This window comes from Pseudoalteromonas luteoviolacea, from assembly GCF_000814765.1.
GTDB lineage: Bacteria > Pseudomonadota > Gammaproteobacteria > Enterobacterales > Alteromonadaceae > Pseudoalteromonas > Pseudoalteromonas luteoviolacea_H.
This window is the reverse complement of record NZ_JWIC01000010.1, coordinates 834,527-861,399: the sequence shown is the minus strand read 5'-3', so window position 1 is coordinate 861,399 and position 26,873 is coordinate 834,527. Positions and strand designations below refer to the sequence as shown.

23 protein-coding genes are annotated in these 26,873 nt (G+C 43.6%); 14 read left to right on the top strand and 9 right to left on the bottom strand.

Annotation, left to right across the window (positions count from 1 at the left end):
• The first annotated feature begins 120 nt into the window (after nucleotides 1-120).
• From JF50_RS25380 to JF50_RS25355, 6 genes are all read left to right on the top strand, one after another.
• A complete protein-coding gene (locus JF50_RS25380) occupies nucleotides 121-756 on the top strand; it encodes an RNA ligase family protein (protein ID WP_039612028.1) in 636 nt (211 codons plus the stop codon).
• Nucleotides 749-2,017 carry an AAA family ATPase gene (locus JF50_RS25375; protein ID WP_039612027.1) on the top strand — a complete coding sequence of 423 codons (1,269 nt, stop codon included), beginning with the start codon at nucleotides 749-751 and terminating at the stop codon, nucleotides 2,015-2,017. Before JF50_RS25380 ends, JF50_RS25375 begins: the two co-directional genes overlap by 8 nt.
• 493 nt (nucleotides 2,018-2,510) lie before the next feature.
• Nucleotides 2,511-2,900, top strand: coding sequence for a hypothetical protein (locus JF50_RS25370; protein ID WP_039612026.1), 390 nt, complete (start codon nucleotides 2,511-2,513; stop codon nucleotides 2,898-2,900).
• 395 nt (nucleotides 2,901-3,295) lie between these two features.
• Nucleotides 3,296-3,604 (top strand): DUF6172 family protein, encoded by a 309-nt coding sequence (locus tag JF50_RS25365; RefSeq protein WP_039612025.1) that lies wholly within the window; start codon nucleotides 3,296-3,298, stop codon nucleotides 3,602-3,604.
• A gap of 358 nt (nucleotides 3,605-3,962) precedes the next feature.
• Nucleotides 3,963-5,834: a S8 family serine peptidase gene (locus tag JF50_RS25360; protein WP_039612024.1), complete on the top strand. Its 1,872-nt coding sequence runs from the start codon at nucleotides 3,963-3,965 to the stop codon at nucleotides 5,832-5,834.
• Between the two features lie 384 nt (nucleotides 5,835-6,218).
• On the top strand, nucleotides 6,219-7,247 hold the full coding sequence (locus tag JF50_RS25355) for a fibrinogen-like YCDxxxxGGGW domain-containing protein (protein WP_039612023.1): 1,029 nt from the start codon (nucleotides 6,219-6,221) through the stop codon (nucleotides 7,245-7,247).
• Nucleotides 7,248-7,319: 72 nt separating this feature from the next.
• Here the strand turns inward: JF50_RS25355 and JF50_RS25350 are convergent, their stop codons facing one another.
• Complete coding sequence (locus tag JF50_RS25350; RefSeq protein ID WP_039612022.1) at nucleotides 7,320-8,105, bottom strand: hypothetical protein; 786 nt, start codon at nucleotides 8,103-8,105, stop codon at nucleotides 7,320-7,322.
• Between the two features lie 619 nt (nucleotides 8,106-8,724).
• Here JF50_RS25350 and JF50_RS25345 point away from each other — a divergent pair.
• From JF50_RS25345 to JF50_RS25335, 3 genes are all read left to right on the top strand, one after another.
• A complete protein-coding gene (locus tag JF50_RS25345) occupies nucleotides 8,725-10,782 on the top strand; it encodes an NHL repeat-containing protein (protein ID WP_039612021.1) in 2,058 nt (685 codons plus the stop codon).
• A 76-nt stretch (nucleotides 10,783-10,858) separates the two neighbouring features.
• Nucleotides 10,859-11,104, top strand: coding sequence for a hypothetical protein (locus JF50_RS25340; protein WP_039612020.1), 246 nt, complete (start codon nucleotides 10,859-10,861; stop codon nucleotides 11,102-11,104).
• A gap of 12 nt (nucleotides 11,105-11,116) precedes the next feature.
• Nucleotides 11,117-12,754 (top strand): methyl-accepting chemotaxis protein, encoded by a 1,638-nt coding sequence (locus JF50_RS25335; RefSeq protein ID WP_039612019.1) that lies wholly within the window; start codon nucleotides 11,117-11,119, stop codon nucleotides 12,752-12,754.
• Nucleotides 12,755-12,863: 109 nt separating this feature from the next.
• Here JF50_RS25335 and JF50_RS25330 read toward each other — a convergent pair whose 3' ends face one another.
• Entirely contained in the window at nucleotides 12,864-13,724 is an 861-nt protein-coding gene (locus tag JF50_RS25330; protein WP_039612018.1) for a hypothetical protein, read from the bottom strand.
• Nucleotides 13,725-14,005: 281 nt separating this feature from the next.
• Here JF50_RS25330 and JF50_RS25325 point away from each other — a divergent pair, with 281 nt between their 5' ends.
• A complete protein-coding gene (locus JF50_RS25325) occupies nucleotides 14,006-16,300 on the top strand; it encodes a winged helix-turn-helix domain-containing protein (RefSeq protein WP_039612017.1) in 2,295 nt (764 codons plus the stop codon).
• 71 nt (nucleotides 16,301-16,371) lie between these two features.
• On the opposite strand, the gene JF50_RS25320 is transcribed toward JF50_RS25325, so the two are convergent.
• The 5 genes from JF50_RS25320 to JF50_RS25300 all read right to left on the bottom strand — a co-directional run bounded on the left by JF50_RS25320 (nucleotide 16,372) and on the right by JF50_RS25300 (nucleotide 20,121).
• The gene (locus JF50_RS25320; RefSeq protein WP_052262778.1) at nucleotides 16,372-16,920 is read right to left on the bottom strand and encodes a superoxide dismutase family protein; all 549 of its coding nucleotides are present in this window, start codon (nucleotides 16,918-16,920) and stop codon (nucleotides 16,372-16,374) included.
• A 380-nt stretch (nucleotides 16,921-17,300) separates the two neighbouring features.
• Nucleotides 17,301-18,131, bottom strand: coding sequence for a hypothetical protein (locus JF50_RS25315; RefSeq protein WP_039612016.1), 831 nt, complete (start codon nucleotides 18,129-18,131; stop codon nucleotides 17,301-17,303).
• 132 nt (nucleotides 18,132-18,263) lie between these two features.
• Entirely contained in the window at nucleotides 18,264-18,572 is a 309-nt protein-coding gene (locus tag JF50_RS25310) for a hypothetical protein (protein ID WP_039612015.1), read from the bottom strand.
• An 89-nt stretch (nucleotides 18,573-18,661) separates the two neighbouring features.
• Complete coding sequence (locus JF50_RS25305) at nucleotides 18,662-19,315, bottom strand: cupin domain-containing protein (protein WP_039612014.1); 654 nt, start codon at nucleotides 19,313-19,315, stop codon at nucleotides 18,662-18,664.
• 38 nt (nucleotides 19,316-19,353) lie between these two features.
• Entirely contained in the window at nucleotides 19,354-20,121 is a 768-nt protein-coding gene (locus JF50_RS25300; RefSeq protein ID WP_039612013.1) for an SDR family NAD(P)-dependent oxidoreductase, read from the bottom strand.
• Between the two features lie 104 nt (nucleotides 20,122-20,225).
• Here JF50_RS25300 and JF50_RS25295 point away from each other — a divergent pair, with 104 nt between their 5' ends.
• Both JF50_RS25295 and JF50_RS25290 read left to right on the top strand, forming a co-directional pair.
• Nucleotides 20,226-20,564: a winged helix-turn-helix transcriptional regulator gene (locus JF50_RS25295; protein WP_039612012.1), complete on the top strand. Its 339-nt coding sequence runs from the start codon at nucleotides 20,226-20,228 to the stop codon at nucleotides 20,562-20,564.
• Nucleotides 20,565-20,795: 231 nt separating this feature from the next.
• Nucleotides 20,796-22,178 (top strand): L-cystine transporter, encoded by a 1,383-nt coding sequence (locus tag JF50_RS25290; protein ID WP_039612011.1) that lies wholly within the window; start codon nucleotides 20,796-20,798, stop codon nucleotides 22,176-22,178.
• A gap of 40 nt (nucleotides 22,179-22,218) precedes the next feature.
• Here the strand turns inward: JF50_RS25290 and JF50_RS25285 are convergent, their stop codons facing one another.
• The gene (locus JF50_RS25285) at nucleotides 22,219-23,379 is read right to left on the bottom strand and encodes an acyltransferase family protein (protein ID WP_039612010.1); all 1,161 of its coding nucleotides are present in this window, start codon (nucleotides 23,377-23,379) and stop codon (nucleotides 22,219-22,221) included.
• Nucleotides 23,380-23,533: 154 nt separating this feature from the next.
• Here JF50_RS25285 and JF50_RS25280 point away from each other — a divergent pair, with 154 nt between their 5' ends.
• A complete protein-coding gene (locus tag JF50_RS25280; RefSeq protein ID WP_039612009.1) occupies nucleotides 23,534-24,643 on the top strand; it encodes a sensor histidine kinase in 1,110 nt (369 codons plus the stop codon).
• An 11-nt stretch (nucleotides 24,644-24,654) separates the two neighbouring features.
• On the top strand, nucleotides 24,655-25,272 hold the full coding sequence (locus JF50_RS25275; protein ID WP_039612008.1) for a response regulator: 618 nt from the start codon (nucleotides 24,655-24,657) through the stop codon (nucleotides 25,270-25,272).
• An 84-nt stretch (nucleotides 25,273-25,356) separates the two neighbouring features.
• On the opposite strand, the gene JF50_RS25270 is transcribed toward JF50_RS25275, so the two are convergent.
• Nucleotides 25,357-26,829 (bottom strand): alpha/beta hydrolase, encoded by a 1,473-nt coding sequence (locus tag JF50_RS25270; protein ID WP_039612007.1) that lies wholly within the window; start codon nucleotides 26,827-26,829, stop codon nucleotides 25,357-25,359.
• Nucleotides 26,830-26,873 lie beyond the last annotated feature (44 nt).

The window sequence follows — 26,873 nt, the reverse complement described above, 5'->3', positions numbered from 1 at the left end:
ATTTCATCATGGCACAGCAACTTAATATTCTTATTTGGAAAAAATGAGATTGTGTGGCTGTGCCTATTTCACCGAAAGCTAGTGTAAAGCTAGTCATTTAGTTAATAATTTTGGAGAAATATGATGAGAGTAAAATACCCTCGTACCCCTCATTTACCTTGGTCATCGGGTGTCACGCGAGACGACGTTCGACAAGGTGAACTAAGCCATTTTATTGGCAAGCAGGTTATTGTCACAGAGAAAATGGATGGTGAAAACACCACGCTTTATACAGATTATATGCACGCTCGATCGATTGATGGGCGTTTTCACCCATCTCGGGCTTGGGTGAAGGCACTGCAAGCCCAAATTGGCTATCAAATCCCACTTGGGTGGCGTATTTGTGGTGAAAACCTCTATGCAAAACATTCAATCGCATATCACGCGTTGCCGAGTTACTTTTTGGCTTTTTCTGTCTGGAATGACAAGAATAAATGTTTGAGTTGGCAACATAGTATACGCATTTTTGAGCAGCTTGGACTGTGTACGCCAAAGGCGTTATATAACGGCATTTGGTGTGAACATACCATTAAAAATATCGCCGTGGATACGCGTATTCAAGAAGGTTATGTGGTGAGGCTAGCGGATGAATTTCACTATGATGAATTTGCGTATGCGGTTGCAAAGTGGGTGAGGCCAAATCATGTTATGACCGACACGCATTGGATGCACGGCGAAGTGATACCCAATGGGTTAATGGAGAAACAAAATGGCTAAATCGAACCCGTTAAAAAGTTGGCTAGATAGCTTAGCGCACCAGCATTCACCAGATTTTAACGAATGTCAGTCATATTTAGCGTGTTATTTTCCACTCCTTAATGCGTTTATTAACACCGAGCAAGATGCACGTTGGCATGCCGAGGGGAATGTCGCTATTCATACCAACATGGTTTTGAACGAGCTGTATGATTTGCTTAGAACTGAGGCGGGACATATTAAGGGTGAAAAGCGTCAAGCGTTGATTTTATCTGCTCTATTACATGATATTGCCAAGCCGATAACGACACGGCGTAAAGATATTGCCGGTGAAGAACGGGTTGTCGCGCCAAAACATGAAGACATTGGTGCGGGCTATTTGGCCCTGAGGTTGATGGCGTTGCCTTTGTGTCATCGCGTCGTGATGATGATTTTGGGGTTAGTTGGTTTTCATCACATGCCCAAATTATTGGTGGTAAGGGATGGTGCATTCAATGACTATCTTCAACTTTCTCTCAGTGCAGACTTAGAGCTCTTATTCTGGTTGGAAATGGCAGACATGAATGGCCGTATTTGTGAGGATTTAGATTCACAACTCGACTTGTTAGCGCAATTTAGAATGTTTGCCGAAGAATATTGCCTGTGGGGAATCAGTCACCCTGAACAGATGTATTTGCAAAATATCCAAGTGAAAACCTCTGAGGCTCAGCAGCGATTTGTTGATGGGTATGCGATACAACAATTATCACAAGGCGCCATTGTGCTGCCTGAGGAAGCTATCGCAAAAAACTACCAAGCTTGTCAGCATTACAGTCATTTTTACGTGATGTGTGGCGTAAGCGGCAGTGGTAAGTCTACATGGATCACACAGAATTTACCGGGGGTTGAAGTGATCTCTCTCGATGAGATCAGAGCTGAGCTCAATGGCAGGCGAGGTTGTCAAAAAAATCGTGGTCAGGTATTGCAGCTCGCAAAATCCCGGTTAAAAACAGCGCTTGCACATAAGCGGGATGTGGTATGGGATGCGACCAATATTCGGCAAGATTTCAGGCGTGTTTTATGTCAGTTAGGTGAGCGCTATGGTGCACTTGTCACCCTCGTGGTTTTTCACCTGCCTCCCAATGTGATCTATCAAAATAACCGAGCGCGCCACCATGTCGTAAGTGATGAGGTGTTATCTGAGCAAATAAAGAAGCTGCAATGGCCATGGCGTATAGAGGGGCACCGTATGCTATTTATTGGAGAGCATGGTCAAGCGTTGTCGAGGTATGGCACATTTTAAACTCATTCATGGGAAGAGCTATGCTTAAATAAACGAGCAAATTGTTATTTATTTTATTGAGAAAAAGGATATGAGCTATGGACTCATATTCTTTTTTTATGCTTATTTTTGGTGGGTTTTTAACCGTTTATATTAAATAATAAAAGGAAATAGCTCATCACAGGTTTCTTTATTCAAGTACTCTGAGAGTATGGCGTTGAGCTGATATTTGTAAGTTGATTAAACTAGATTGTGATACTGCCTCAATGAATATTAATCTGAGAATGGAAATAATAAAGGTCGAGTAATGATAGGCAGGTCACTATAAATGTTGCAGATAAACAAATGCTTTTGTCTTTGCTTTTATTGGTTTTATAGTGTTTTTTACTTAATTATTGTATTAAATATTTAATATTGGTACATTTATTACTCAAATGATTTTTGGACTATAAAATCAGCACTTTGAATTATAGGGTGCTTTAACAACCATAAATGTATAAAGGAATAATATACAATGAAATTACTAAACAAAGCTTTAGGTGCAACAGTACTCGTGCTTGGCATGTCTGCAAATCTAGCATCAGCAGCACAAGTAACGATTAGTGAGCATAATTACGGTGGTGGCATTATCGTAGAAACGTTGGATGCAGTACTTGATGATAGTCAGGCTGGTTCATTTTCGATGACGGTGAGTGAAAACCACTTCACTGTGAGCGCGACAGACAGTAACGGTCGCAGATTCAGCTGCCGCATGAATGGCATAGTGACGTATGATAAGCCTAATTTACTTGAAAAAGTGACTAATATTGCATCTGCTTTTTCTGCGGGTGACAGAGTGCAAATTGAAACTCAAAAAGGCGTATTACCGCAAACATGTCACGTTAAAAAGCTGCTTAACTTCTAAATTAATTTGAGTGTTGAACCTGCACACGCAGTGCTCAATGTCATTTTGTGGGATCAGCATGCGCTGATCCTATCCTACACAATAAATGCCGCGTTTATTTTTATAAGATTAGTACTGTCACTCACATAAATAGGATGTTGTCTTAACCGCCTTGGTATCACTTACAAAGCGTATGATTTGCATGTAAAAGTGAGTGAGTGCTCATCTTCATAAACTTGATTTAAGTAGTGTCATGGTGATTTGCTTTACGAAAGAGGGTGCGGTGTCCTGCAAATTCAAGTAAAGTGACTAGATCGCACTTTCGCATTTGTTTCAGTACGAAATTTGCACTTTGTAAGTCCAACTGTACCTAGTAGACAGGTGGCACATATCAACATCGCTGTTTGAAGGCAATTATGAAAAAAACATTTGAATTAACTCACCCAAAGATTAAGTTAGCTAGGCGTGTAGACGCTGTTAAACATGAGATTAAAAAATACCTCAAGCGAGAGCGAAATAAAACGTTACCTGCTGGCGCGGATTTTTGGGATTTTGATTGTAAATTCGGTAATACTGAAGCTGAAGCACAACCTGTGCACGTATCACAGCTCAATAAACTCATCGATAAAACGCAACAAGAGAACTTGACGTCCTTTTACGTTGAAATTTTGGCGAAAGAGGGTTTTAGGCAAGCACGTATTTCAGAAGATGATGCGGACTTATAACGCGCGACATCTGTGAGTGAAGTGGGCGGTGATCACATCGTCCCTCTTTTATCTTACATTTTTATTAGCCAGTCGATAGATTAGTGTGCTGTATTGCATGTTAAAATAACGCACAATGGCAACCCTTATTTTATTTTTTTAAAAACATAAAGTTATATCTCATCAAAGTTAAAACCCACCAATGTAGCCGTCCTCTATTCAACGACGATTAAACTCATAGATAGCCAAAATACCAGATAGACAGAAATACATAGTTGTACAATTTGTTACAGGAAAGAAATGGATAAGTTGCATTTTTCTTGACAGGTTAAAAGTGCAGATGCTAGAAAATAAAATGAACCCAAAAAAGGAACTTACTATGAGAATGAAAAAACAATACCTAGCAGGCTTGGTTTCAGCGCTTTTATCAATGAATGCATTGGCAACAACAGATCGTGACTATGAGCATCGTTGGCTGGATCCGAATGGTGACCCTATGCTGGCATTGCAGTGGAACTTGCTGAACTCAGGCGCACTTCAAAACTCACAATCGGGAGTCGACTTAAACCTTTGGCAAACCCATATTTGGGGCCATAAAGGTCAAGATGTACTCGTCGCTGTGATCGATACTGGTGTTGATGTGAGCCATGGAGACTTAAATTCCAATATGGCTGACGATCCATTAATTGATGCGGTTCCCACGTCTCGCTCAAGTCATGGCACCATGGTTGCGGGCATTGTTGCTGCGGCTCAAAATAATGTTGGAGTGAGGGGCGTTGCACCTGAAGCGACCATGGCTTCTTTTGCAAATTTTGGTGGAACGTTCGAGAGTCATGAGCAGTGGAAGGTGAGCCACGGTTTTGACGGGAATAACTTAGATAACTCAACAGCTGATAGGATCCGAATTTTTAACAAAAGTTATGGCATGAGCCCTGTTGTGAGTATGCCTTACACGTTCTCAAAAACGGTGAAAGATACGCAAGGCAATGACGTGTTATTTTTTAGCCAACCAGAGCAAGAAAAAATCTACGAAACGGTATCTTTATCAACGCATTTAGACCCCCGCACAGCCGTTTACGTGCAAGCCGCTGGTAATGCATACCAACGTGCTCGTATTCACTATTTTACTGAAAATAGCATTGCTTATTTAGGTTATACCGTTCCTGAAAAAGACAATCATGGTTTGCCATGGACAAATAGTAATTCATTTTACACAACGGCTAACTTCTGGAATTTATCGGTCAGTGCCTTGAGTGCCGATGGGGTTTTATCTAGTTATTCTACGGTGGGGAGTAGTGTATTCCTGACCGCACCGGGTGGAGGTGACCGAGCAACACCAGGACATGCGACGCCACGGATCTCTTGTGCCTTTATTGTTGAAAACTTAGATACAAATTTTGATTGCAGTGATTATGACGACTTCACCGTCAGAATGAATGGCACCTCGTCTGCTGCCCCTAATACATCAGGTGCGATTGCATTGCTTTTATCTGCCGCAGAGCAGCAAAATCACGACCTGACACCACGTGACATTCGCCATCTACTCGCACGAACGGCGACTAAGGTCGATCCAACACGTGGCGACATTGAGGTCAATGGCATCACAGGTCTTGAGGGATGGTCAACGAATGCTGCCGGGCATGCGTTTTCTCCTTATTACGGGTTTGGTCTTTTGAATGTCGATAAAGCGACTGAACTGGTGCGACGTTATGCCATCGAAGATTTACCTTCTGAACTGGTAAAGACACCCTGGTATGGACTCAATAATGCTGTTGATGCGCCAATCTATGACGATGCAACACGAACAACAACGGCGAGCATTAAGGTAGAAGATGATCTGTTTATTGAAGGGGTGCAAATTCGTCTCAATGCAACCCACGCACGTATTTCTGATTTAAAAGTTGAGCTTGAATCGCCAAATGGGACTCGCAGTATTGTGATGTCACCTTTCAATAATCTGGTCGGTCAGAGCTTAGTATTGCCAGAGCAGGCTCCTGGCAGCACTGATGGTTATAATGATCACCTTATGCTGAGCTATAAGTTCTGGGATGAAAAAGCCAATGCGGGTAATGGTGAATGGAAGATTCACATCACAGATATGAATAGCGAGCCACTAAATTATACCTTGCATGTCAATAATGAAAGTGAAGTCGTGTCGGTTGCTAATGATACACAGCCAGGGTTACTTGATAGCTGGTCAATCCGTATTCTTGGCCACAAAAATAAAGTCACCAAGAAAAAAGCGTTGTGAATTTTTCCTAAGCTAAACAAATAAAGGGTTTAGCAAAATACAAAACTGATTTGATGGGGCACTATTGGGCCCCATTTTTTTGTGTGCGCTCATGATGTGAAGTAGCGTTTTTATCACGGCGTATTTTTTATCGTCTAGTACAGCTTGGTTAGGTTTTGGTGAGTGGCCAGGGTATGTCGTAATTATCATTATGATATGATTTTAAGTTATTGACTTTAATAAGTTAATAAGGAAGACGTGATGTACTAGCATGCGTGAGTGCATTGTGTTTTTATTTTAAGTACTACATACTCGTAACGTGTTGTTTAATCGCTTTTTAATGGCCTTTAATAAGCGCAGGAACGACGACCGACAATGGAAACGGTAACTTAAATCGAGATAAAAATGAATATAAAAAGTACATTCACACTACTGGTGTGCGCTCTACCTTCAATCGCGTTTGCGAGCACCACTCCTTTCTCTGGTGATTATCAGCTACATGTAGATTTAATCCATGATGGGCAGCTTGCTAATGAAACAAAAACCGACTTAACACTTAAGGGCACTAGTCAGCATTTTGTGGCGAGTGAGCAGACTTTGATCCTGTCAGGTTCAACCAGTACTAATGAGCAAAACATCAGATTTGAAACCAGTGATCTCATGTCAGGTGAAATTCGTTATTTTGCTGGAGCATTAGGCAGCTCGGGTGTGTACCGAGGTAGCTGGCATAGCAATAATGGGCAAAGTGGTGATTGGCAATTTAATCACAGTGCAGTTGCGAGCTTCGAAACATGTAAGCAGGTACTTGATGCAGGACAGAGTGTGGGGGATGGTGTTTATACACTGGTGAATGAAATGGGTGAGTCTCATGCATTTTATTGTGATATGACCACTGATGGCGGTGGTTGGACTCTAGTGGGCAGCTATCCACAAAACCAACCAGGTGGTATCGCACATGTCTCTGATTATGGAAAAACACCGGAAACGAATCCGACTCACCCAAGCACATTATTTTTATATCAAGATGATCTTGGCAAATTTCGCGATGTCAGGGAACAAGTGGCGTGTGCAGGCGCACAGTGTTTGAATGGGAAATCGGTTTATGCCGATAACTTATCGTCGTATGAATTAGGTTTGATCCGAAGTGCTTGGGGGTATGCTGATCGTCTTGAATCGATGCCAAAAGTGGCTGATATTCCAAGTTGTAGAACCCGTTACGATGATGTGGCATCACAAGTTGCAAGCTGTGTATTACCCACTTATTTGAGTTGGTCTAACAATTCTCATCAAGTAGGCTGGCAAGTTGACCCTCACGGTCCGACACATTGTTGGGTTGCCAGAGGTACTTACGCGGCAACGGCTGTAGGTTCAGGGCTATGTGCCAGTAATGTTGAACCGAATGGCACTCGTTTCGCACTGTTGTGGATGAGGTAACGAAGAACCCGTTTTGCTTTTGTGTCACAGGGGTCTAATGTATAGACCCCAATCAGGTACTTTACCTTGGCGTTAATTGGCTGCTTGTGCGGTGGCTTTTGCTGAGGTGAGCCTGCTCTCCAATCGCTCTAATTGCTCAGCGAGGGCATTTTGCGTCATTTCTAGCTGTGCAATGCTACTGCCAATTTCAAGCTGTTTTGCATCATTACCACGAGATTGAGATTTTAATTTATCTAGATCTGTGTTGATGGAGGTGAGTTGATTTTTAAGTGTTTCAGCGGCTTGTAATTGCTCTTCTAAAAGAGATAACTTAAAGACCAAATCTGTTTGGCTTTGGGCGAGGGTGTCTACGCGTGCAGCGACACCTGATTGCGCATTCACCTGCTTAGTTTGACTGCTTGCAATGGCATTGGTCTGTTCTTTTAATTTTTTAATTTCAGATTGATTACGTCGCCAAGCTGACGCCCATAATTTATCCATTTGTGACCAAAGTTCATCAGTTCGTTCGCTTAACGCAGTCAGGTTTGCTTGCATCGCACCTGCTGATAGACCCATTTCTTCTCCGGTTGCAGAGAGTGTGCGTTCCAGTTCAGCGATACGTTTTGTTGATTCAATTAGTTGTGCTTGTGTGGCTTGGTTTTGTTTATATAGACCATAAGCGCTAAATGCCAATGCAATAATCGCGGCGCTGCCAACCCATGTCATAAGACCTGATTTTTTAGTTGATGTATGCTCTGGCTCAGGTGCTTGATCCGGTAAAGGTACTTTGCTAGTTGGGTTGAGGGACTGTTTAAAGGTTTCAACCTGATCTAAGTCGGGCGTAATACTGGGTAATTCAGGTTCAATTCTTTTATCCAACGCACTTTCCTCTTCTGAGCTTTTTATGGAGTAGGGCAGCTTACTTGAAAACGAAGTCGGATGGAATCGACAAATCAATACGCTGAGATATGGTGAACGAAAATTAAGCTGAATGGCGCAGAGCCGTGTGATTACTGCCAGTATGAATTGATATTAGGTGCATGGGCTATGTGGTTTGACTGTACGTTGAGTAGCTGTATCGCGATACCAAAGTACAGACGCTATATGAAGGTAAGTCATTTAAGCTTGGTGATTGGCCGCGTACCTGATGGGAATAAAACTTCTCAATATGAATTATATTAATAACTCTATCTTGCGACGTACCGAACAATAGAACCATACTTTTTTATTTGTTTACCCCCACCTTGCGTCGATAACTTAATGTAACTATTGGGTATTTGAAAATTTCGTTGCAGAGAGCCTCTACGATACAAATGTGAATTTTTTAATAAATGTAATTTTTCCAATATGACTGACTGGCGAGTCATATTCTTCCTGCTATTTTTTTTTATAAACCAGTCAAAAAATCGTAATGATAATTGATTGCACCGCCAAGGATCTACCAGGGGTTTGGGTAGAAGCTTGACTAAATGGACTCTTTTTTTACAGGCTAGGTACTATGGGGATTTCATACCACAGTTACATTGGGGCGACGGTTGATCAGTTGCCTCCACTCCCGTGTTCGGCAAGCGGGCACCTCTCTCTAAGCACGCCCGTGGGTAGTTGTGTTGATAAATTTGGCCGAGTTTGGTTAGCGGATACCGCACACAATCGGGTGTTGGTATTTGACGCCAATATGGATCAAATTTTGGCAAGCTTTGGCACCGTAGGGTCCGGGAGTGAGCAGTTTAATATGCCCTTTAGATTGGTCACACACCCCGATAAAAACTGGATATACGTCACTGACATTGGCAATTTCAGAGTACATATTCTCGCCTACACAGAGTCCTTAGAGATTGAAACGGTGAAGATTTTTGGCAATGAACCCGAGGTTGCGCTGAGGGGGCCTAATGGCATTGTGGTTCACAACGGTAAACTCTGTGTGGCCGATGAGTTCTATGAAGGTCAACACAGCGAATCTCGATTGGTGATTTTCAGTGAAGATGGTCAGTATGAACGTACCATTGAGCAAATTATACCAGACAATGGAGGTGAGGCTGTTCACCTATTGTGGCCTCAAGGGTTGAGTCTAGATAAAGATGGCAATATCTACATTTCGAATACCGGCTTTGCCACCGTGGTGCGTTGTGATTGGCAAGGCAAAGGGGTCACTTTTAGCGCCACTGGCAAATGTTATATTGATGGTTTGGCGCTATCTCGCGGTGTGTCTGTGATCCAAAACCGTGTATTGATCCCTGGTGGCAAAGCCAATGCGATTTCTGTGTATGACTTGAATGGTCAATTCATGGGGAGCTTAGATGGCTTTTTTGCGCCAGTACAAATTACCGAGTTTAATGATCCTCAGACCATGTTGATCACCGAGCCATTTTTAGCGTCTTTACAAAAACATACGGTTAATCTAGCGACATTAAAGGGCGGGAAGTCACGTTCAACCAAGGTACTAAAAGCGATTGGTGATGAGCGAGATAACCCGGGTCAGTTGCATTTTGTGACGTCTGTGGTGGGAGACGTCACGCAAACGCAATCTGGCTATTCAAGCAATGCGCCTTTGCTTGAGCATTGGATTGAGCATCAATTGGCACTGCAAGATCAGTTACTTAAAGTGATGCAGCCACCGGGTTTACCATCGTGGTTGAGCATTGCTCTGTCAGCGCAAACAGAGTGGGTGCAACGATGGCAACAAACCATGGTGCGGGTTTTTCTGAATGATAAATTTGATGACCCAGAAGACTTACTTTGGATGATGGACTCAGGTAATTATCAGCTGCAAGCCACTGAAGACGGTAAAAGTGACTCTGCAAGGCCAATCAGTTTGCCCATGTTACCGGGCTCTTTGGGCATAGCGGCACTGACGCCAAATAAACCGCTGCCAGGGCAGCTCGATTACAGCGTGCCGTTGCTGGTGGTGAGCAACTACCTCAGTGGCATAGTGACCATCTTGCAATACAACGATACCTTGGGTGAGCTTGTGCCTTATACTGTATTTGGTGGCCTTGGCACAGGGGATGAGCAACTCAATCAACCGCAGGGGATCGCCATCGACCCAACCAACAACGATATTTTAATTGCAGATTCAGGGAATAACCGCATTTGTCGCTGGCGACTTTCAGATACCGGCGGGCCATTTTTGGTGCACACCTTTGGTCGTTTGGGCTCTGAGCATGGAGAGTTTCACACGCCATCCGATATCACCGTCGATGAACAAGGTCAGTGCTTTGTCACAGATCAAAATAACAATCGCATTGAAGTGTTTGACAGTCACGGAAAATGGTTGCGCTCGTTTGGTAAAGAGGGATATGGCACAGCCAGTGAAAGCTTTTTATTACCGACCAGTATTGATCATGAGAATGGCTATTTGTTTGTCTCGGATTTAGTGAATAGAGCCATTAAGGTGTTCAATTGCTCTGGTGAATTTTTAGAGTCATTTAGTGGGTTTGGCGCAGACAGAGATAAAGGCCAGTTGTGGCTGCCGTACTTGTTGCATGTGAAAAACAACAAGGTCTATTTACCTGATTGCGCTTTAAACCGAGTCAACGTATATCAATTTAATATTTAACAAGGACTGTACATCCGCTATGACTGGACGTGGTATGTAAACGTAGCCATGTGTACAGGTAATGCCAGGGGGAGTTATGGAAAGCGTATTTAAGCGTGCACAGGGTAAAAAGCTGTCACACCGAAAGTCACAAGAGCCGAACGGCGTTTGCCAAAAATCAGAGGCAGACTCTAAACAATTAATGCAACAGTTTCAGGATGTAATTAAGCATGTTGAAACCAATGCTGAAGATGAGGGGTCGTGCAAAGATGCATTGCGACGCCTGTATACCAGTCATGAAACCAGTTTTTCTGCCAAGAAAGTGACTGGTCCGCACGAGTAACAAGGAGGTGTCATGAACTTTTCAATTCATAATGCGCCCATCAGCACGCGGGCGTGGATGATAGTGGTGTTATTTGCCATTGGTTTGTTTGCTAACTCTTTGTTGGATGCACACAACACCAACAAGCATATGCGTGCGAATTACGAGTATGGCGTGCAGCTGATCATCGAAAGTGCGCTGGGTGTGATCAATCACTATTATGAGCAAAGTAGAAGCGGCGCACTCAGTGAAGAGGAAGCAAAGCGTTTAGCGCTGGTGTCGATTTCCGCGATGCGTTTCGATAATGGTAATTACATCTTTGTTGCCGATAAAGACGGTATACAGCTCGCATCGGGACTTAAGCATTTACTTGGGACCAATATCTTGCCGCTCAAAGATGGTAACGGAAAGCTATTTGTTGAAGAGCTGTACGCAACTGGCAAAAGCGGTGGTGGGTTTGTTGAGTATCTTTGGAAAACCTCACCAGATGCCACAGAGCTGACCCCCAAAACCAGTTATGCGGATTATTTCCACGAGTGGGATTGGATGATAGGCACTGGTATCAATATTACTGCCTTAGAAGAAGACATTGCGCAGTCGCAGATGATTTCATTGATGAATGTCGTCATGGTATTGGCAGTGTTATCGACCTTGGTGATTTACTTCATTCGTAGCATCACAAAACCGATTAAGAGTACGGTGTCTGCGATGCGAGATTTGGCCAGTGGCGAAGGGGATTTAACCCAACGATTAAAAGAGGAAGGCAGCAAAGAGCTGATTGATTTGGCACAGTATTTCAACCGCTTTGTTGGCTCTATTCAAGATATTATGCTCAGTGTCAGTGCAGCAGGCACGCAGTTGTCTGACTCTGCTAATCGTTTGTCGTCTTCGGTATCATCGGTTGATATGAACTTGAATCAACAACGAAGTGACACTGAACAGCTAGCCGGCGCCATGAGTGAGATGCTCACAGCCGTGACCGAAGTGTCAGGTAGAACGGTCGATGCCTCGGAGTTTAGTGTTAAAGCGGCCAAGCAGACAGAGCAAAGTTTAGAGATCATCGAATGCAATATTCAAAAGTCGCAATTACTGGCACAAGACATTGGCGAGGCCAGCCAAGTGATAGCGCAGCTTGCTGCGGATAGTCGCAATGTAGATACCGTATTAGAGGTGATCCGAGGTATCGCTGAGCAAACTAACTTATTGGCCCTTAATGCGGCGATTGAAGCGGCTCGTGCTGGCGAAGCAGGGCGAGGTTTTGCGGTGGTGGCCGATGAAGTACGCACCTTGTCATTGCGCACACAAGAGTCCACGATTGAAATTCAAACCATCATTGAAAAGCTACAAGCTGGGGCTGAGCAAGCCGTAGAGGTAATGAGTAAAGGTGCAGAAAAAGCGTCAAACACCTCAGAGATTTCCTCATCAGCGGGCGATGCACTCAATGAGATTGCCCAAGAGGTTCATGCCATTCAAGGTATGAACCAGCAGATATCCGCCGCCACTGAGCAGCAAACCATGACGGTGAATGGCATCAATCAAAATGTGGCCAATTTAAATGATGGCTCAACGTCGCTGGCCAGTGAGTCCACTTTGATGGCCACCGCCAGTGAAGAGCTCAGTCAGGTTTCTGAAGACATGATGAGAATGATTAACCGCTTTAAATTGGCGTGATTATTGGAGAAGTTCGTCGGCAGAAACGCATAGGATGTCTGTCTATGATTAACAAAAACCAGAGTTGAATCTGGTTTTTGTTTTTTTAGAGTGTATGGAGGTCGTATCGTTATGTTTTTGGTCTGAGTGTGTCAATGATTTTGGCATCCACCCAATGCGGACCTCCAATAACATAGCGGCTGCCATCAGCGCTTGTTTTTACATCGCCTTTCCAATAAAACAAGTATTTGCCATCTGGCGTGACTTTAGGCCTTTGCTCATACAGCGGGGTATTAATGGTATCACCCATATTGATGGCCTCGCCCCAAGAGCCGTCTTTTTGCTTAAAGCTAATGAAGATATCAGGCGTATTTGCCCCTTCAACTTCGGCGTCCCACATTAAATAAGATTCATCTGGGGCGATAAAAGGGTGAGCAATATATTTGCCTTGATTAATGGCTGAACTCATTTTAATCGGGGGTTCATAGTGGCCATTAATACGTCGCGAATAGCTCATATGACCGCTACCATCTTTTAAATCTAACACATAAAAATAGTGAGTACCGTCAGATGATGTTGTGTAGCCGACCACAGGAATGTTTTTAAACACAGGAATACTTTTAAGCTTTTCAACACTTGGGCTGAATTGCTCACTATATGTTTTGACTTCTTCGGCAGGAATTTGCTTGTGATACCACTGGTTGTTTTGGTATTGCATGAGATAAAAAGTGGAGTCGGCTTGCTCACCATAGCGGGTGAAAGACAAAGCGCTCATGTCAGGTAAAAACAGTACTTCACTTTCAAGGTATTTATCCGTATCAACAATGCCGGGGGCGAATGGTTTCGGTATTAGGTGAGGCGGTGTTTGCCCAAGGTATGGTCCTGTCACTTTTGGACTGGTTTTGGTTAAGTTGCTGACTTGGGCTGTTACACTACTGCTGATCAAGAGAGTGAATGCAATAACGCGTTGTAATTTTAATTTTGTGGTCATAAGAGCCTCTTAAGTTTAATGCAATGCCATCACAGGCTATATGACAAGTTGAAGTGAACAACTTAAAACACCTTAAATTTTCCAAAGTATAAAGGTTAAAAAATATATCTATAAATTTCAGTTTGTTAGATATAGTGTGTTTATGGGCTAAATAAGGTGGTTTAGCAGTTTTGTGGCGCTGCTGTATGATAAAGCAAGGTCTCTAGCTAAGTGCCTGATTGGCTTTTGTCATTTTTACATGTGGGTTATCGAGTAAATAATAATAAAAATAGGGTTTAAAAGTGAATAAGCGTGGCTCAACAAACGGGTTGGTAAATACTGGGGAAGAAGCAGTGAAATATAGCCAACAGTTTCAGCTTGGCCCTTGGCGCGTATGTCCTAAGCGCAACAGCATTAATAATGGCGAGCAGACTCGTACGCTGGATAATAAAAGCATGCAGCTATTAATGCTTTTGATCCAACAAGCGGGTAATACGGTCAGCAAAGAACTCATATTTGAACAGGTTTGGGCGGGAAAGGTGGTCACTGCGGATATCTTGTCAGTGACGATGAGCAAAATTCGCAAAGCTCTCGATGATGATGCCCGTAGCCCTAAATTTATCAAAACAATACCGAATGAAGGGTATGTCTTGGTGACACACGCTCAAGAGATTGAGGGTGAAATCAGGACGGATAAATTGTGCGTGCCTATTAAAAATAGGGTATTGCTGGGCTTAATTGTGCTCAGTGTCATTATATGGCAATGGGTAGTAAGCCTTGAAAGTGGCGATATTGAACAGGTACGCATTGGCTCGATTGCCGTTTTGCCTTTTGCGGATTTGAGCCCCCAACAAGACAGCCAGTATTTTGCGGCAGGGTTATCTGATGGGATCATATCTCAACTCTCTCAAATTAAATCCCTCAAAGTGATTTCAAGAGACTCTTCGTTTATCTATCAAAACAGCGACCATGTCACAGAAGTTGGGCGTGCACTGCAAGTCGAGAGCGTATTGCACGGTAGTATTCAAAAATTGGGGGAGCAAATACGTGTTCAAATTCGGATTGTGAACGCTAAATCGGGTCAGTTATTGTGGTCAAAAATCTTTGATGGTAAAACACCTCAGATTTTTGAGCTTCAAGATGATGTAAGTACTTACTTAAAAGGGGTGATCTCGCCTCATTTTAAAAAGGAGGGAGCAGAGCCATTACGTGTTAATGCCCAGGCGTATGAGTGGTATTTAATGGGGCAATATCATTGGCGTCAACGTACTCCTGGCTCGTTACAAAAAGCAGTTAACTATTTTCAACACAGCCTAGAACTCGAGCCTGATTATGCTGACGCCCATATCGGTTTGGCCATTAGTTACGCCTTTTTACATACGTATGGCAACTTGCCCGAGCTGGATGCGATCAATGCAGCGATGCCACATATTTCAGCTGCCTTGAAAATTAAGCCTGACTCGGCCATGGCATTGGCAACTTATGGCATGCTGTTATCGGATCAAGCCAAAGCCACGGGAGATTTTGCGCTATACCGCCAATCGCAAACAGCGTTTGAGCAGTCTCTTGAGGTGCAAAGCAGTGCCATTACGCACTTGTGGTATAGCACACTGCTCACTCGTTTAGGGAAGCAATCGGACGCAGTTACGCATTTAGAACAAGCAATCGTTTTAAATCCATTATCCGCCTCTTTAAAACGTGCGCTGAGCTTTTTATTAACGTCGATGGCTAAGCATGACTCTGCGCAGCGTGTGTATCAGCAAGCAATCCGCTTAGAAGCCAACTCAGATGCTCAACTGTTCAATGCTGCAAAAGTGAGCCGGCATACGATCTCCTCTATTGCCCAGATGTTTGCTTGGCATCAACAGACGCCAGCACTTTTCGATACCTGTTCCAGTATTGAAGTGTGTGAACAGCAAGTATTGGCGTACTTGAGTGTCGGTGCGAAACAGGCCGCAGCATCTTTATTAGATAAAATGCAACCGCTACATGGTCATTTCAGACACACTTTGCAGGTACTGGCTTTGAGTGAGCAAAATCAAAACAAGCAGATCTTGGCATTGATACAAAACCGAGTATTTCAATTACCTTACAGTGCACAAGCTCGGTTAGAGTTGGCGTATGCGCAATTTCAAGGTGGTAAACTCGAGGCGGCAAAACAGACTTTATTGCAACTTTATCCCCAGTGGCAGAACCAAAGTGATAGGGGGTCTTTTGACTTAACGGCAGATAACTATCAAGCGGTTGCCTTGTATGCTGCTGTGATAAAGCAATTAGGTAGCTTGGAATATGCAGCGTATTTATTTCAAGAGATAGATAAGTTTCTGCAGCAGCAACCCGTATTTGATCAAACCCAAGTGCGATTTGTACTGGCTCAAGTGCATGCACAGCTGGGTAACACGCCGCAGGCGCTGGTGTTTTTGCGTCAAGCTCTCGAAATGGGGTGGGTAGAATCATTTCACCAGCAATGGTGGACACTGGCACAAGATCTCTTACTTGCGCCTTTGCACAGTGAAGCGCAATTTAAAGCGTTGTTAAAACAACACGAGCAAGCGCGCGAAGCGTTACGTGTGCGGCTGAATCATGGCGTGGGATAATTGCACGTGGTGACTATACCCACTGCTATAAATGCCGAAGTCGCTGAGTCGACGACTTCGTCCTTGATAACTTATTTACCAGCGATCACAATCCCACACCCAATTCGACTACCAGAACCACCGATAGGCTGAGTGAGGTGATCATCCTCATTGGCATGGATCATCAGCACCGAGCCGTTGTCATCTAGCAAGGCGGGCTTGTTTCCGCGACCGCTAATTGAGACCAGCTCGGTATATAGCTCCACATGAACCGTACCATCTTTACGAACAATTAAGTTAGGTAAGTTGCCTTCGTGGGGGCCTTTAGGGTGGTAATATCCATGCGGCTTTCCCGATGGCATGATGTGCCCTTTTGCTTTTTTAAAGTGGTGCTGGTCAACGCAAGTGCCCACTTCATGGAAGTGCATGCCATGTTTACCAGCAGGTAGCTTTTGGGCAATGATTTCTATCAAAACCCCTTCATTACCTTGGGTATAGTGGGCGGTACCAATTTGTTCGCCTTGGTTATTAATGATTTTACTATGCGCAACTTCGCCAATTTGATGTGTGGCCTGAGCATGTGTCGAGATGGCAGCGCAGAAGAGGGCAGTTATGCCTGCTGCCGAGAATGTTTTTTTCATTTTCTATTCCTTAATACACTTATTTCTAGATACCAAGCGCTCAATAAACATACTCCTTTGCTATATGTGGTGAGCCATTTTGGTATGAGTTATAAGTAGGCTAAATACGAAACGTCCCTAATATATGATCATGCTAAGCGTTATAAAACCAAGTATTTGAAGGGTTATTTACTTTTTGGATGAGTTTTAGGCGAAGTGCGAAAGAGATAAGCTGGGATTGTGGGTATGTTTTATGGCTGAGGGGTTTATTAATATTAAGTAGCCAAAATCAATTGGCTACTTAATGTGGTTATTGGCGATCTTAACCTCGTTTTTTGTGTGCATTACTACATCAAAGAACAGGGTAGCGCTGGTTTTGGCGCTACTTTCTCGCAAACTGATCAATTGTGTTCGTGTCTTGTTCTGACTATTTTATTACCATTGTGAAATATTAACTGCTCATAAAGTGGCAGACCGTCCGAGGTATATATCCTCAATACGATGACTCTTTTGCCTAAAAAACTCGGCTCATCACTGATCCAAACACCTTCTTTAAATATTGTTTTCATCTTCTTGGTGTTACCGCTTGATGTTTGATAAGTACACTCTCCTAGAGTCAAAGAGCAGCCGGACTTGGTGTCTGGCGCATAATCTAAAAAGCGCATATGTTTAACACCTTGCTCAATTTTATATAGATCAGGCTTTTCGAGCGCTCCATTATAGTAGGTTGAAAAATATGGCACGCCATGTTCATATTTTGATAGCTGCGTATAGTTATTTGGATTTACAGGGTTGCTATTATCATGCATAGAAAACTTATAGCCGATTTTTTTAGTGACAACAGCATTAAGTTTGTTAGTTGGGGTTAAGATATCTTGATCATAGCGCTTAACCAGTGCTCGGGCTTTTTTGGGGATGACTATTTGCTCAAGTGAGGCACTGAGCGTACGCTGTTTTTCGCATGTCGCAAAGAGTTGATTATTATTACGTAACACACTTGATAGTTCATTGACTGCGCCTGGTTCAGCACGTTCCACTTTCATTTTAGTGGTATCAGGGGTTGCTTCAGCCATCGCTTTTGTAAAACAGCTACAATATTTCATGTCTGCATTATGGCGTTGTAAGCACCAAGTATTGACGAATATTTCATAGTTGTTTTTGGGCTGATAGCGAGTTGTGGTGTTACAACCGGATAATAAGAGCAGTGATACGATAACAATGAGATATTTCATGGTATTAATTACTTGTTAGGTTTGTTTTCAACTATATAAATCGGGTGAGCGTTCACCCCATTCACTTTAATCGTTTTATGATGCTGTGTTGTTTAACACTGAGTGAGAACTAGGGCTTGCTTCAATCCAAGCCTAATCCTCAGGTCCATTCATCGTAAAGACCAAGTGTTTACGCATATCTTTTAAGATCACCCCTTTTTTTACCATAGCGGCGCTGAGGCGTTTTTGCCATTTGAGCAAATCGGGTTTTGCTGCTTCTAAGGCTTGCTCACTCTCGAATTGAAAGCACAGTAATAACGAGCTCGGAAATAAATGAAACTCCATATCAAACCAGCATTGCAGCATGCCGGGGATTTCCTCTCGTGCTTGGGCTTCGAGTCTATCTGCCACATCAAGTACGAGTGCTTGTTGTTTTTCTTGCACTTTAGAGAGTTTTTTCATCTGGGCTCCGGTTTTGCTTCTACATAGGGTGCGATGCCGTGGATTATACCCAAGTAAGGCTAGAGACAACAACGTCAAAGCACCACGCTTTATTCAATAGCAAGATGTCCTACTTTGACCAAGATTAAAGTAGGTTGCACGACATAGGGGGTATGTTGGCTCAAGTGCGGGCTCCGTAGCCAAGTGCCTTGAGGGTACTGACCTCGCTCATCGATAAATTCACCCTCAAGGACCAAGATCTCCTCTCCACCAAAGTGCGTGTGTGGGATAAATTGTTCATTGGCAGGCCATTTTACCAATGCGGTATGTTGCTGCTCGAAGCTGTGCAGTGGTATCACTTGCAAATTACCTTGTCCTGGCTGCCATGGTGTTTCATGCGTGTTTACTCTGACGGTTTTTGAATCTTGGGCGTCAAATTGGTTGAGTTTGACAAAAATTACACAGCCATGTTTGCTAAATGGCGCATGTACACTATTTGGCGGATTACGTAAGTATGTGCCTGCTGGATAGTCACCATGTTCATCAGAAAAAACGCCTTCAAGTACAAATATTTCTTCACCAAGCGGATGTGGGTGAGGTTTAAACGCAGAGCCTGCTTCGTATTTAACAATGCTGGTGGTATGCCCTGACTCTTTGTCTTCGCGTTCCAAAGGCTTTCGCCAAACGCCTTTGGCGGGACTGGCAAGCCAAGGCTGCTTGGCGGTGTTAATCACAAGCGGCTGCGTAAAATTCATGTTTAGCATAGAGTTACCCTTTTGAGCCAAAGCCCTGTTGTTTTATTTTAGTTTCTACCAGCCATGACACCACCATCGACGTCCATAATGGTGCCAGTTACCCAACTTGCCTCATCGGATAGTAAAAATAAAATACTGTTTGCGACATCAACGGGTTCACCAATTCGGCCAATGGGATGAAAGTCATTAAACGAGGCAAGCGCTTGTTTAATCTCTGTGGGCGGTATGAATGCACCGTAAATGGGGGTTTGCACAACCGCAGGGGCGACAGCATTGACGCGAATGTTGTTATCCGCCAATTCCATTGCGAGATGCTGCGTAAACGCATGCAGCCCAGCTTTAGCCATAGAATATGCACTAGAAGGGGTGGCTTTGATGGCTTGCTTGGCCCACATCGAGCCAATATTGACCATGTTACCCCCATCGAAACGTTGCATATTCTTAACCACGCCTTGCGTGAGTAAAAAGGTGGCTTTATTTAAATCATGGTATTTGTCATAGTCTGCAAGTGAATGCTCAATAAAAGGTGTTGGCGAGAAGTAACCAGCTGCGTTAACAAGGTATCGATAGTGTGTTGAAGAGCTCGCGACTTCTTCTGCGAAAGCCATCACTGATCGAGTGTCATATAGATTGATTTGTCTTCCGGTGACGGTGCCTAACTCACTTAATGCACTGATCGCAGAATCTAACTTGTGTTGATTATTAGCGACAATCTCGACTGAGACGCCTGCTTGTAAAAGTTGCTTAGCCGTAGCGTATCCCATACCGCTTGAGCCACCAATGATAAGGGCGATGCCTGAATTTGAAAAAGTCATAATCACATCTCTTGTTTTAAAAAGTCGTGATAAGATTAAATTTAATAAAAGCCGCTGAATAGTAAGTACAATTTGGTTAGCTAGGTACTTTTTGGTACATCTTTATGACATCACAAGAAAAAAAATTTTCAAGAAAGTTAGCGCCGCAATCCAGCGCACGCATGGTAGAAACCATTTATGGCTGTAAATGGTCTTTAACGGTATATCAACTTTTGAATGCAGGGATAAACCGACCCGGAGAAATGGTGCGCCAAGTTGAGGGGTTATCGACAAAGGTGCTTAACCAGTGTTTAAAGCGTAATGTGGAGTTTGGTATTTTAGATAAACAGGTTTTTAATGAATTACCCCCGCGCGTGGAGTATCAAGTGACGCCATTTGGAGAAAAGTTTTTAGCCATTTTAGAACAGCTGGAGGCACTACAAATGGAAATTGATGGTGAGTAAATAAGTGTCTTGTGATGACCATAAGCGAGTTGCGCAATTTGTGCGCGCAGTTTTGCGCAAAGGATAGCCGTGTCAGTCAATAAATCGGCATATCCATAACTTGAAAATATATATCATTCCTAATCATTCTTTGCAGTATCGCAATAATTTATTACTGTGCACCCTAGATAAAAATTCCGATTTATCTTCTTTTTAGAATTTCTCTCGTACGAATCATTCAAAGGTAACTATATGTCCTTCATCGCCATGGTGAGCCTTGCTGTTTTTGCCGCAATACTCATTGTTTTATTTCAAACCCAGAAAAAAGGGGCAACACTTTCGCGCCTCGTTTTAATCGGCCTGTCATTAGGTAGTGTATTTGGCTTTGCCTTACAGTTTTTCCTGGGTGAGGGGCATCACGCCATCACAGAAACCTTAAATTGGACCAATGTAGTTGGCAGTGGTTATGTGGCCCTGTTGAAAATGATCATTATGCCCCTGGTATTGGTGTCTATGGTCGCTGCGGTTGTGCGATTAGATAAATCGGGGGCACTTGGCAAAATCAGTGGCATTACGATTTCAGTGCTGGTGATGACGACCATGATTGCCGCGCTGATCGGTATTTTTATTACTCAATTGTTTGGGCTCAGTGCTGAAGGGTTAACAGAAGGCGCACGTGAAACATCTCGAATTGCCGTGTTAGAATCTCGCAGTGAAACAGTCAGTGACTTGTCTATTCCACAAATGTTACTGAGCTTTATCCCGACCAATATCTTCCAAGACTTAGCGTGGGAGCGTTCAACCTCTATTATCGCGGTGGTGATTTTCGGTATTTTGATAGGCATTGCCGCCCGTAAAGTAATGAGTGAACGTGAAGAGTTAGAAGCGCCAATTCGTACATTTGTCGAAACCTTACAAGCGGTTGTGATGCGACTGGTGAAGATGGTGATTTCATTGACACCATATGGTGTTGCGGCCTTGATGGCCAAGGTGGTGGCAACATCAAGCCTAGCCGATATCACTAATTTACTGGGCTTTATCGTCGCATCGTATGTGGCTATTTTCTTAATGTTTGTCGTACATGGCTTATTGGTCGGCTTATTTGGAGTGAGCCCTAAGCAGTTTTTCCAAAAAATCTGGCCGGTACTGACATTTGCATTTACGTCTCGCAGCAGTGCGGCAACCATTCCACTGAACGTGGATACGCAAATTAATAAGCTTAACGTACCGCCAGCGATTGCGAACTTGTCTGCATCATTTGGCGCGACAATTGGTCAAAATGGCTGTGCGGGTATCTATCCAGCGATGCTGGCTGTAATGGTAGCGCCAAGTGTTGGTATCAATCCGATGGATATTTCATTTATTTTATCGCTCGTTGCCATTGTTGCTATCAGTTCATTTGGTATTGCAGGTGTGGGCGGTGGTGCAACATTTGCGGCATTGATTGTACTACCTGCGATGGGCTTACCTGTGACTATTGCGGCATTGCTTATTTCAATTGAGCCTTTGATTGATATGGCCCGAACGGCATTAAATGTGTCTGGCTCGATGACTGCGGGCACTATTACGCACCGCATTTTAGGAGAAAAAGCTGAGGCGCAAGCGCCTACTGAGTCTGCGGCTCAGTCTTCATAATGAAAAAAATGGGGGTCTATATGACCCCTATTTTACCTTGTCACTTCACCTTTTTCGCATGGACGTCGCCATTTAATAATCGACCTATCACTGTGTGCCTGACTGCAAAATGGTAGGTGAGCAGTGAGATAATCATGCTCCCCACCACACTGATCATGAATTTAACAATTGCTGGTAATGCGGTATTTATCAGGGGCATTTGTATGTAAAGCAGCACGGGTACATGGATTAAATATACCCAATATGAAGCGTTGGATAGGTAGCGGCTCATGCGACTTTCTTGGTTAAAAAAACGGTGGCTGAGTAACAATATGAGGGCGGTCCAGCTGACAATGGCCACCGCTTGAACCGCTACGGCTCGTATATGTTGTATACCGCTTGGGGTAAATGCCCCACGCTTGGCCGCTGCGATGACTTGTTGAAGAGTGGGGGCTTCTGGTAGGTAAACCGAGTAAGCAATGAATGAGAGAATCGCGGTGAGCGACAAGGGTATAATGCTGCCATAAGCGCGCTTGAGCAGGGTTGGTTTGTGGTAAAGGATGATGCCAAATAGATAAAAAGTACCATAAAAAATCAGTGCCCAAAGTTGCGGTAAAAGCTTATCGGGCGCAGGAAATGGGGTAGGCTGGGCGAGCAATGTCACAAAGCTGCACGTCATCAAAATGAGCGGATACATAGCCGTATTAACTGTACAGTGTAGCCTCTTCTGTAGTGAGCCTAAGATTCGATAAACGCCCCAGTGTATTAGGCAAAGCTGCGTTAAAACCCATAAAAACCACAAATGTGCAGTGCTTATTTGAGGTTCAGTAATGACATTAAAAGCGGCATAAATAGGTGGTAAAGGGTTGACTATGTCAGCTCCCCAACTCAGTACATGGATAAACGAGGCAATGACCAGAGGTAAAAATATGAGAAATGGTAGTAAGAGTCGTTTTAGCCGTTGCTTAATAAATGTCGTCGCGTCCTTTTTAGTGATGATTAATGCGCTACAAAATCCAGCGATGACAAAAAAGACTGGCATCCTAAATAAGTGCAACCAATGTGTTAGCACATCAAAAATCCCAGCCTGGCTTGGGTCAGCGCTGAGCCAAATGTTATGAAAGTAAGGGCTATAAGCCAAAGCGGCATGAAATACGACGCCGAGCAGTAGTGCAAAGCACCGTAAATTATCAATAAAATTAAATCGTGGTGTGAGCGGCATCGATGACCTCCAAAATGCTGAGAATACCGATATGCTAGCGCACACAGTCTTTTCCTAAACAGTCACATTTGGTCTATTTTCGCTATGACATCTGTCACTGTTTTTGGCCCGAGATTTTTGCAATAATGGCTTAAAAAATAAAAGCGCGCTCGCAATGGATACTCAAATAAGACATACAACGGATTGGCGGTTTTCAACCATTGCCTCATGGCTAGGCGTGACGTGCGCCTGTGCATATTTTGCCAATTCACCAATAGCTTTGATGTTGCAGTTGCCTGTCAGTTTATTGATACTGTTACTGCTATTTTATGTGCTCAAACATCCCAATAAACATGTCTTTTATGTTGCTCTAGGCTACTTTGCGTTAATTCTCGGACTTATTCCGCTCACCTCAACCTCTTTAATCTTTATTCACCTAGTGATGTTTGCTGCGGTGTTTAGTCCACATTTTTCATTTGCCAAGATAATGGCGGCTATCACTTTAGCAATGGGGATATACGGTATTGAACATTTTGACCGGTGGCAGGGGGATATTCCTTGGGTAACCTTTGTCGTTTGGTTGTTTTTTTGCAGCATGAATTGGTTTGTGAGCCGCCGCATTGTTGAGAGTTTAAATATGCATTATCAATCGCGACAAAACTACAAAGAACTCAAGGCGACGCAGCATATGATGGGGGCGATGTCTGCGCTGCATGCACGGCAGCATATTTCTCGTGAGTTGCATGACTCACTGGGGCATAAACTGACAGCGTTGAGTATTCATCTTGATTTTGTAAAGCGCATAGCGCCTGATGAAATTGCTGAAACCGTGCATACTTGCCATCAGTTGAGCCAACAGGCACTGACTGAAGTTCGAGATATTGTCTCTTGCGAGCGCAGTGATAAAGCTCTGCTAAAACAGGCATTGGAGGGGATTTTCGCGTTGACGCCAACACTCGCCTGCACCTTGGACATGGAGGTGAAAGCGGCGATGATCTCACAGCAACATGCGCTCTGTATCGTACGTTTTTGTCAAGAAATGGTCAGTAATACACTGAAGCATACTCAGGCTCAGCAGTTCTATTTTAAAGTTCAGATAGTACATCAATCAGGTCGGCAGTATGTGTTGGCAAAGGCATGGCACAACCATCCTGAGTCATGTGTACCGAAGGCGGGCAATGGACTCTCTGGGCTTAAAGAGCGCATGGAGCAATACCATGGCGATTTTAAACAATGGCTAGAAGGCCATTGTCTAATCAACATGATATCACTCCCCCTTGAATAAGGAGATAAACATTGATTTCTTGTTTATTGGTTGAAGATCAGACCCTAGTGAGATTGGGGTTGGCTAATTTGCTTAATCTAAGTGATGTTATTTGTGTCGAGGGTCAAGCTGAAAATGGCGAGGACGCGCTAAATCAGCTCGAACAGCGAGATTTTGATGTGGTGTTGTTAGACATGCGTATGCCTGTGCTAGATGGATTAGGTGTATTACGTGCGCTGCAAAACAGCACAAAATGTGCACCACCAATACTGATTATTACCACCTTTGAAGATTGCGAGGTGCTGGTTAGCGCCATGGCTTTAGGGGCAAAAGGATATGTATTAAAAAACATTGAGTTAGAAGAGTTGATTGAGTCAATCAAGCAAATAGTTGCTGGAAGAAAAGTACTGCAACCAGCACTCACTGACTATTTGCTGCAAAAACAAATAGCGCCTCAGATAGAGTTGACCGAAAAAGAGCGGCAAGTTTTAACATGTTTATCTTTAGGGATGGCGAATAAAACCATTGCCCGTAACTTGCACAACTCAGAAGGCACAATTCGCAATCACGTCTCACATATACTCGCTAAACTTGAAGTACAAGATCGCACTCAGGCGGTGCTTAAAGCAATCGAGTTAGGTTTAGTTTAAGAGCACAGGGTTTTGATACCGTGAGGCAATTAAAGGCTAGGATGCTCATCACACCCTAAGCACTTTTCAATCCTGCTTGCTGCTTTAGCGTTCTGGCATACTTAACCGTGGCAGTGGCAAGTTGATTGGATCTTGATTAACTGTATTGCCAGCCAAAAACGCTTTGATTCGAATTCGCACTTCTGGTGAGCTGGTGTACAAGTTATGTCCCGCATTATTGACCATGACATGGGTGAGGTTGGACAGCCCCTGAACTGCTTTTATTTGCGCCTTGGGATAAGTACGACCGTCTAGACTCCCTGAGAACAGCAATGTAGGAATGGATGATTTGGCGTCAGCTCTAAACGCTTCTCCTAAGTCTAATTTGCTGTCTAACTTGTTTAAGTGTGGCATCGGAAAATTGAGTTGCTCAGCCAGCAAGGCAGAACGGGCTTGGTGCTTAACTTGTGCTAAACGTTCATTAGATATACCGGACGCAATGTCCATTGCTAATGGCATTAGTTCAAGCGTGATGGGCTCATCCTTAAACATACCGCGCTGAAGCACTGCGCTTAATAGTTCAGTATTGTTATTATCTAACCCGAGATAAATATGCAGCAGTATTGCAAGGTAGTGATTTGGGTCTGCTATCATTTTACTGGCTAGCGTTTGCAGGTGATGAGTTTGGAAAAGTAGCTGTGTAATGGAGCCATCTCTATTTGGTATTGCTATCTGCTGGGGCGCTTCATCTAATTTTGCATGCACTCGTTTCATCAGCGCAGACAAATTTGGTATGTCTGTTTTCAATGCTTGTTGATCGATGACTCCTTGTAATTTTTTAAAATAGAGATCGGTTTGCGCTGGGAGTTTAACGGTTTGATTGAGGCCTTCAGCACTGGCAATGATCACCTTATTAATGTGCTGTGGAAACAGTTTCATCGCTGCTAGGGCTAAGTGGCTGCCATACGAAATCCCCCATAAAGTGACCTTGTCTGCGTTTAAGTGGGTGCGCAGGTCGTTAATGTCTAAGGCATTTTGATTAGAGTTATATCCATAAATATCATAACCTTGCGATTGCCATGAGGCAAAGCACTCGCGAGCTGCTGCACGGTAGTGTTGGGTTACTCGTTCGGCACTGATGGCTTTGTTTAACGGGATTTTTTGGGTTGATACACAGGGTGCCGCTTGTTCGGATTGCCCTGTGCCTCTTTGATCTAACGCTATGACGTCACCAAACTCTCTGAGCGCTTGGAATAAAGGGTAACGTCGCCACTTGGCTGTGCTGATCCCAGAGCCGCCGGGACCCCCAGACAGATAAACAATGGGTGAGCCTGACTTGCTGCCCGTTGCAGGGAAGCGCACATAGTTGACTCTGATTTTCCGGCTATACGGGTTAGCTCTATTTTCAGGTACCCACAAATGACCTTCAACTGCGTCAGTGGTTTCCCCACTATTTGCTTTGAATAAAATTTGTTTTTCGTTTTCATATAGCTTCAGAGTAGGCGCTTGCTCACCGGCGAAATTATAAAAGCTGCAAGCCAAGGTTAAAGTGGCTACTAAATGAATTGTAAATCGCATAAGATTGCTCCTGTATTGGTCTGCATTTATTAAACGCAATGTGG

What these genes read in the sequence shown, in the direction of transcription:
- JF50_RS25380 (WP_039612028.1), top strand. Translation starts at nt 121, where the DNA reads ATGATGAGAGTAAAATACCCTCGTACCCCTCATTTACCTTGGTCATCG.
- JF50_RS25375 (WP_039612027.1), top strand. Translation starts at nt 749, where the DNA reads ATGGCTAAATCGAACCCGTTAAAAAGTTGGCTAGATAGCTTAGCGCAC.
- JF50_RS25370 (WP_039612026.1), top strand. Translation starts at nt 2,511, where the DNA reads ATGAAATTACTAAACAAAGCTTTAGGTGCAACAGTACTCGTGCTTGGC.
- JF50_RS25365 (WP_039612025.1), top strand. Translation starts at nt 3,296, where the DNA reads ATGAAAAAAACATTTGAATTAACTCACCCAAAGATTAAGTTAGCTAGG.
- JF50_RS25360 (WP_039612024.1), top strand. Translation starts at nt 3,963, where the DNA reads ATGAGAATGAAAAAACAATACCTAGCAGGCTTGGTTTCAGCGCTTTTA.
- JF50_RS25355 (WP_039612023.1), top strand. Translation starts at nt 6,219, where the DNA reads ATGAATATAAAAAGTACATTCACACTACTGGTGTGCGCTCTACCTTCA.
- JF50_RS25345 (WP_039612021.1), top strand. Translation starts at nt 8,725, where the DNA reads ATGGGGATTTCATACCACAGTTACATTGGGGCGACGGTTGATCAGTTG.
- JF50_RS25340 (WP_039612020.1), top strand. Translation starts at nt 10,859, where the DNA reads ATGGAAAGCGTATTTAAGCGTGCACAGGGTAAAAAGCTGTCACACCGA.
- JF50_RS25335 (WP_039612019.1), top strand. Translation starts at nt 11,117, where the DNA reads ATGAACTTTTCAATTCATAATGCGCCCATCAGCACGCGGGCGTGGATG.
- JF50_RS25330 (WP_039612018.1), bottom strand. Translation starts at nt 13,724, where the DNA reads ATGACCACAAAATTAAAATTACAACGCGTTATTGCATTCACTCTCTTG.
- JF50_RS25320 (WP_052262778.1), bottom strand. Translation starts at nt 16,920, where the DNA reads ATGAAAAAAACATTCTCGGCAGCAGGCATAACTGCCCTCTTCTGCGCT.
- JF50_RS25315 (WP_039612016.1), bottom strand. Translation starts at nt 18,131, where the DNA reads ATGAAATATCTCATTGTTATCGTATCACTGCTCTTATTATCCGGTTGT.
- JF50_RS25310 (WP_039612015.1), bottom strand. Translation starts at nt 18,572, where the DNA reads ATGAAAAAACTCTCTAAAGTGCAAGAAAAACAACAAGCACTCGTACTT.
- JF50_RS25305 (WP_039612014.1), bottom strand. Translation starts at nt 19,315, where the DNA reads ATGCTAAACATGAATTTTACGCAGCCGCTTGTGATTAACACCGCCAAG.
- JF50_RS25300 (WP_039612013.1), bottom strand. Translation starts at nt 20,121, where the DNA reads ATGACTTTTTCAAATTCAGGCATCGCCCTTATCATTGGTGGCTCAAGC.
- JF50_RS25295 (WP_039612012.1), top strand. Translation starts at nt 20,226, where the DNA reads ATGACATCACAAGAAAAAAAATTTTCAAGAAAGTTAGCGCCGCAATCC.
- JF50_RS25290 (WP_039612011.1), top strand. Translation starts at nt 20,796, where the DNA reads ATGTCCTTCATCGCCATGGTGAGCCTTGCTGTTTTTGCCGCAATACTC.
- JF50_RS25285 (WP_039612010.1), bottom strand. Translation starts at nt 23,379, where the DNA reads ATGCCGCTCACACCACGATTTAATTTTATTGATAATTTACGGTGCTTT.
- JF50_RS25280 (WP_039612009.1), top strand. Translation starts at nt 23,534, where the DNA reads ATGGATACTCAAATAAGACATACAACGGATTGGCGGTTTTCAACCATT.
- JF50_RS25270 (WP_039612007.1), bottom strand. Translation starts at nt 26,829, where the DNA reads ATGCGATTTACAATTCATTTAGTAGCCACTTTAACCTTGGCTTGCAGC.